The 4,872-nt window shown below is 42.5% G+C and carries 4 protein-coding genes; all 4 read right to left on the bottom strand.

Features of this window, described 5'->3' with window-relative positions:
• Positions 1-225 precede the first annotated feature (225 nt).
• Positions 226-1,056 carry a carbohydrate ABC transporter permease gene (locus ENN47_11935; protein ID HDP78861.1) on the bottom strand — a complete coding sequence of 277 codons (831 nt, stop codon included), beginning with the start codon at positions 1,054-1,056 and terminating at the stop codon, positions 226-228.
• Between the two features lie 9 nt (positions 1,057-1,065).
• On the bottom strand, positions 1,066-1,950 hold the full coding sequence (locus ENN47_11930) for a sugar ABC transporter permease (protein HDP78860.1): 885 nt from the start codon (positions 1,948-1,950) through the stop codon (positions 1,066-1,068).
• A gap of 65 nt (positions 1,951-2,015) precedes the next feature.
• A complete protein-coding gene (locus ENN47_11925; protein HDP78859.1) occupies positions 2,016-3,302 on the bottom strand; it encodes an ABC transporter substrate-binding protein in 1,287 nt (428 codons plus the stop codon).
• Between the two features lie 153 nt (positions 3,303-3,455).
• Complete coding sequence (locus ENN47_11920; GenBank protein ID HDP78858.1) at positions 3,456-4,337, bottom strand: enoyl-CoA hydratase/isomerase family protein; 882 nt, start codon at positions 4,335-4,337, stop codon at positions 3,456-3,458.
• Between the last annotated feature and the right edge of the window lie 535 nt (positions 4,338-4,872).

Raw genomic sequence — 4,872 nt, 5'->3', positions numbered from 1 at the left:
TCTTCATCACCTCGGTGCAAGCTTTTTGAGTCTATACCTTGTTTTCCCTTGCACCATTATACCACATTATTCGCCTGTACTTCACTATTCATGCGCTTTGTACGCTTTTTCAGGAAGCCCTATATAATGGATGAGCGCACTACTAATGAGCGAGCACTAAAAAAGCCCAAATCTGGAAGAGTTGGGCTTAGGTTGAGATATTTTTTAGAGTCGCTTGCCTTATTACTATCCCTTCATGCCAGATGTAAGGAAGCTCTCCAGGAAGGTCTTTTGGAGTGCGAGAAACAGCAATACAATCGGTAAGCTTATAAATAGAGTAGCGGCCATGAGAACTCCCCAGTCAGCTCCAGACTCCTGTTGAACAAACATACCAAGACCGATAGTTAAAGTTCGTACGTTCTGACTATCGGTTATTATTAGCGGCCATATATAGTCATTCCAGTGAGTTGCTATGCTTATCAAAGAAAAGGTAACGATAGTCGGTTTCGAAAGAGGAACAAGAACATTCCAGATAAACCTGAAATGGCCACAACCATCTATTATTGCTGCGTCTTCTAGATCCTTTGGAATTTGTTTGAAAGACTGTCTGAGAAGGAATGTGCCGTAACCTGAGCCAATAAACGGGAGCATCATAGCTATTAAGGTATTATACAGGCCAGCTGATCTAACTATTTGGTAATTTGGAACTACTAGGGCCTCAAGAGGAAGCATGATCTGGATAATGAAGAGTATGAAGAGGAAATTTGCACCTCTGAATTTCATTCTTGCGAAAGCATATGCTGCCGGAATTACCACCGCGAGCTGCATAAGGAGAATTCCAAAAACAACAATAATCGTGTTTATCATGTATCTAACGAAAGGAGCAGACTCGAAGACAATCTTGAAATTCTCTAATCTCGGGGTCAATGATGGAAGCAAATAGTTACCCGAGAAGATTTCTTTGCTTCCTTTGAAGGCAATTACAATAACAAGGTAGAATGGAATTATAACTATAATCGTTATCGCAAAAAGGAAAAAATACTTAAGAAGACCGGAATTTCTTCGCTTCAATCTCATCTCCCCCAGTCAAGTGAGCGAATAGTGGACCCTTCGGCTGAAAAAACCGAAGATTAGCACTACAAGGAAAAGCAAGAATATTATAAGCACAGATGTGAGTGCTGAGGCCATACCGATATCCCAGTATCTAAAAGCGTTCTCATAGATGTAATAAACCAGGACATTCGAAGAGTACCCTGGACCACCTTTTGTCATAAGATGTATTTGAGTAAAGACTTTGAAGGACTGAATAACAGATACTATGAACACAAAGATCGTTGACGGACTAACCAGTGGTATGGTTATGGTCAAATGTTTTCGAAACCAACCAGCTCCCTCTATTTCAGCTGCTTCGTAGAGATACTTTGGTATGCTTTGAAGTCCGGCCAGAAAAATGAGCATATAATAACCAAGATTCTTCCAGATAGCCATTATTATGAGTGCCCATAGCGAAGACTTGTCGCTGCCCAGCCAGCCTGGTTCCGGAAGACCAAAGATGCGAAGCGCTTTGTTTATTATTCCCAAATTGGCATCCAGCATAAAAACCCATATCATTGCTGCTGCAGCCATAGGTATAAGCAGCGGATAGAAGAGCCCAAGCTGGAAGAAGGCTTTAAATCTCTTCGATTCGTCGATCAGTATTGCAAGCAGAAGAGCCATAATCATAGTTGGGAAAATCGTAAATACACCGTAAATCACATTGTTCCAGACAACAGTCCAGAATATCGGATCCTTCATCATCATCATGTAGTTGCTTAGACCTGTAAAGGATGGCTGCGGCGAAAAGAGATTTTGAGAGTGAAGACTGTAATATACCGAATAGCCAATTGGATAATAGGTAAAAATTGCTATGAATACTAAAGCTGGTAAGAGAAAAAGAAAAGGCTGGTATCCCCTGTAGAGTTTGGTTTTCATATGTTTAGACCTCCAAAAGACAGAAAAATGGCCGAGAAGTCTTCAGAACTTCCCGGCCGTAAGAATCAGAAGCTGTATCTATCTAGAATTGCCTGGATCTCTTTCTGCATTTCTTGAAGAGCCTTTTGTGGAGTCTTGTTGCCGAGCTGAACAGCATCGAGATTTGTGACCATAATCTTCCTTATTTGCTGATAATTTACGGCCATCATTTTTGGATAAGAAAACTCTAGCTGATTGGCGGCAGTCCACATTTGAGGGAATCCGTCCAGGAACTCGATCATTTCCGGAAGCTCGTAACTGTCTTTATTTACGCTCACATATCCCGAGACCATACTCCAGTACGCAGCTTTTTCAGGTGTCGTCATAAACTTTATATATTCCCATGCTGCGTCCTGATTTGCCTTTGGAATATTCTTGAAAATGTGGAAGTCGCCACCGCCAACCGGGGTTCCGTAAGTAACGTGCATTGGAAGGAAGGCAACACCGAAATCAAAGTTCGCCATACTACGCACAGTGGGCATGCCACCTGTTGAGTAGTACATCATAGCGGCATTTCCTGATACGAAGTCTGTAATGGTCATATTCCATGGTCTCAGAGGAGGACTGACCTTTAGCTCAGTTGTAAGCTTATACCAGAGATTCAGTGCCTGAAGAGCTTCCGGAGAATCAAAATTGGCTTTTTTGTTTTCCTGGTCAATCAGGAAAGAGTCATTCTGCCTTAAGAATGCTTCGAATATCCAGTCATTCCAACCACCTGGAAGGATCAAACCATATACGGTGGTTTCGTTACCTTTTCTCTCAGTAAGTATTCTTGCATAATCGATAAGTTCATACCAAGTTCTGGGTGCACGATTTGGGTCTAGACCAGCATCAAGAAGAGCTTTTGAATGCTTCTTGAATAGGTCTTTGTTGTAGTAGAAAACTGGGGTGCTTCTCTGGAAGGGGAAGCCCCAGATCTTGTCTTTGGCGATTGCATTTCCGAAGAAAGCTGGCCAGAATTGATCCAGGAATTCCTCGCCTTCCGCTGTAATATAATCGTCGAGAGGAAGAATGGCATCCATAGCTAGCAGTGAGTATAGTTCCGAAATCTCTACAACGGCTATGTCAGGCGGATTCTTTGACATAACTGCAGTTTGAACTTTCTGCATTGTATCATCGTAATTTCCACAGTAAACAGGAACCACAGTAATCCCCGGATGAGAATCATTGAACTCCTGGGTCATGCCATCAATAACTCTTGCCAGAGGTCCTGAAACACCAACAGGGTAGTAGAATTTCAGCTCGATTTCCGCAAATGCAGTGGCTACTACAACGAAGATAAGAAGTAGCACAATAACCCCACGCTTAGACAAAACAAACACCTCCACAAAAAAATAGAAAGCCACACCAAAAAGGTGTTCGGCTTTCTCGTCATCTCTGCCAAACAACTTATTTTACCATCATTGTGAAGAAAAGCTAAAACATTGTATTCTCAAGTATTGTGAAGCTTCAAGAGACTAATCGACTTACAAACAGAATAAACCTGCCAGGATGATCTCCACAATATATATACGAACATCTATATCAAAATCTCTACTTCGTGGTCGGTAAACAACACTGACTTTTTGTGGATTACTCAAGTTTCCATTCGGGTTTGCGTTTTCGAGAAAGGCTGTGCTTCCTTTCTGACCGTCTTCCGTGCTTGCAAGAAGCGAGAAGTCATAATTTGCAATTTCGAAGGCCGAACGAGAATTGAGGTCAACGGTCTTATAGAATGATCTCTTTCCCATCTGCACGGCCAGCGGGCTGAAGGCCGATATTTTCTCTGCGAGTTTCATTGTGCTGTTTTCTAGATTTTCTGCTGAGACAACCTTATTCATCAGTCCTATTCTTAGAGCCTCGGCTGAATCGATAAGATCGCCTGTTAGAAGCATTTCAAGGGCTTTTTTTCTGCCAACACATCTTGCCAGAGGAATAGCCGGACCCATGCAGAACAGACCGACTTTGACGGCGGTTGCGCCAAATTTCGTATCATCGGTGGCAATAGCTAGATCTGCAGATGCAACAACTCCAATACCATTAGCGACAGCTACCTTGTGAACCGATACGATAACTGGCTTTCTTATCTCCGCAATAGTAAGAGTCATCCTTTCCATGAGAGTTACAGCGTGATGAACTTCAATCGGAGTTTTGTTTCGCAATTCGTTTAAATCAATTCCCGCGCAGAATGCTTTTCCGGAACCTTTGATCACAATGACTCTCGTTTCGCTATCATTGTCTAGCTGAAGCAAAGCTTCGTTCAGCTCTAAGGATAACCTTTCTGTGAATTTGTTCAGCTTCTCGGGTCTGTTCAATGTGATGGTTGCTATGTGATTCTTCTTTCCAACGATTACCTCAGTATAGTCCATATCTTCACCGCCTCTCAGTAGATATCCTAACACCTGAAGAACTGTAAACGTTCAATAGTGAGAAGCCTAAAGGTTTTCCCGGGCACTCATACCTTTGAGAAATGAAAATACCCAGTTAACCTTATGTTTTCATCGGTGGTCTTTCTGTCCTAGCACACGTGTTATAATGAAGCGAAAGTGACCCAACGGAGGAGCACCCGAGAATAGTAGACGTCTATCAGGGAATCGAGGCGGATCGAAAGGCGACGGTGCCGAAGGAGAAGGGAGCCCCATCTCTCATCTCTTGGGCATATAGAGAATATCTATATGACTGTCACGGTTGATCCGTGGAGAACCGGTGGGTTTGGAATAAACTTAAGTGATTATTTCAAACCATTAAGTGTTCCCGGTTCAATGGGAACACTTTTATTTTACCTGACATCCCGCTTGTTTTGTAACTAGGTTTCTTCGAAGGCAACAGAGCATCTTCGTTACAGTATCTTGTGGGCTTGCATTTCTTCGATTTATTAGGTATAATTATACCTATTGAGAGGAG

Source organism: Mesotoga infera, assembly GCA_011045915.1.
GTDB classification, from domain to species: Bacteria; Thermotogota; Thermotogae; order Petrotogales; family Kosmotogaceae; genus Mesotoga; species Mesotoga infera_D.
Note: the sequence above shows the minus strand (reverse complement) of the source record. Positions and strands in the feature narration are given on the sequence as shown.

Coding starts and splice junctions, on each gene's coding strand:
- ENN47_11930 (HDP78860.1), bottom strand. CDS start 1,950: ATGAAAACCAAACTCTACAGGGGATACCAGCCTTTTCTTTTTCTCTTA.
- ENN47_11920 (HDP78858.1), bottom strand. CDS start 4,337: ATGGACTATACTGAGGTAATCGTTGGAAAGAAGAATCACATAGCAACC.
- ENN47_11935 (HDP78861.1), bottom strand. CDS start 1,056: ATGAGATTGAAGCGAAGAAATTCCGGTCTTCTTAAGTATTTTTTCCTT.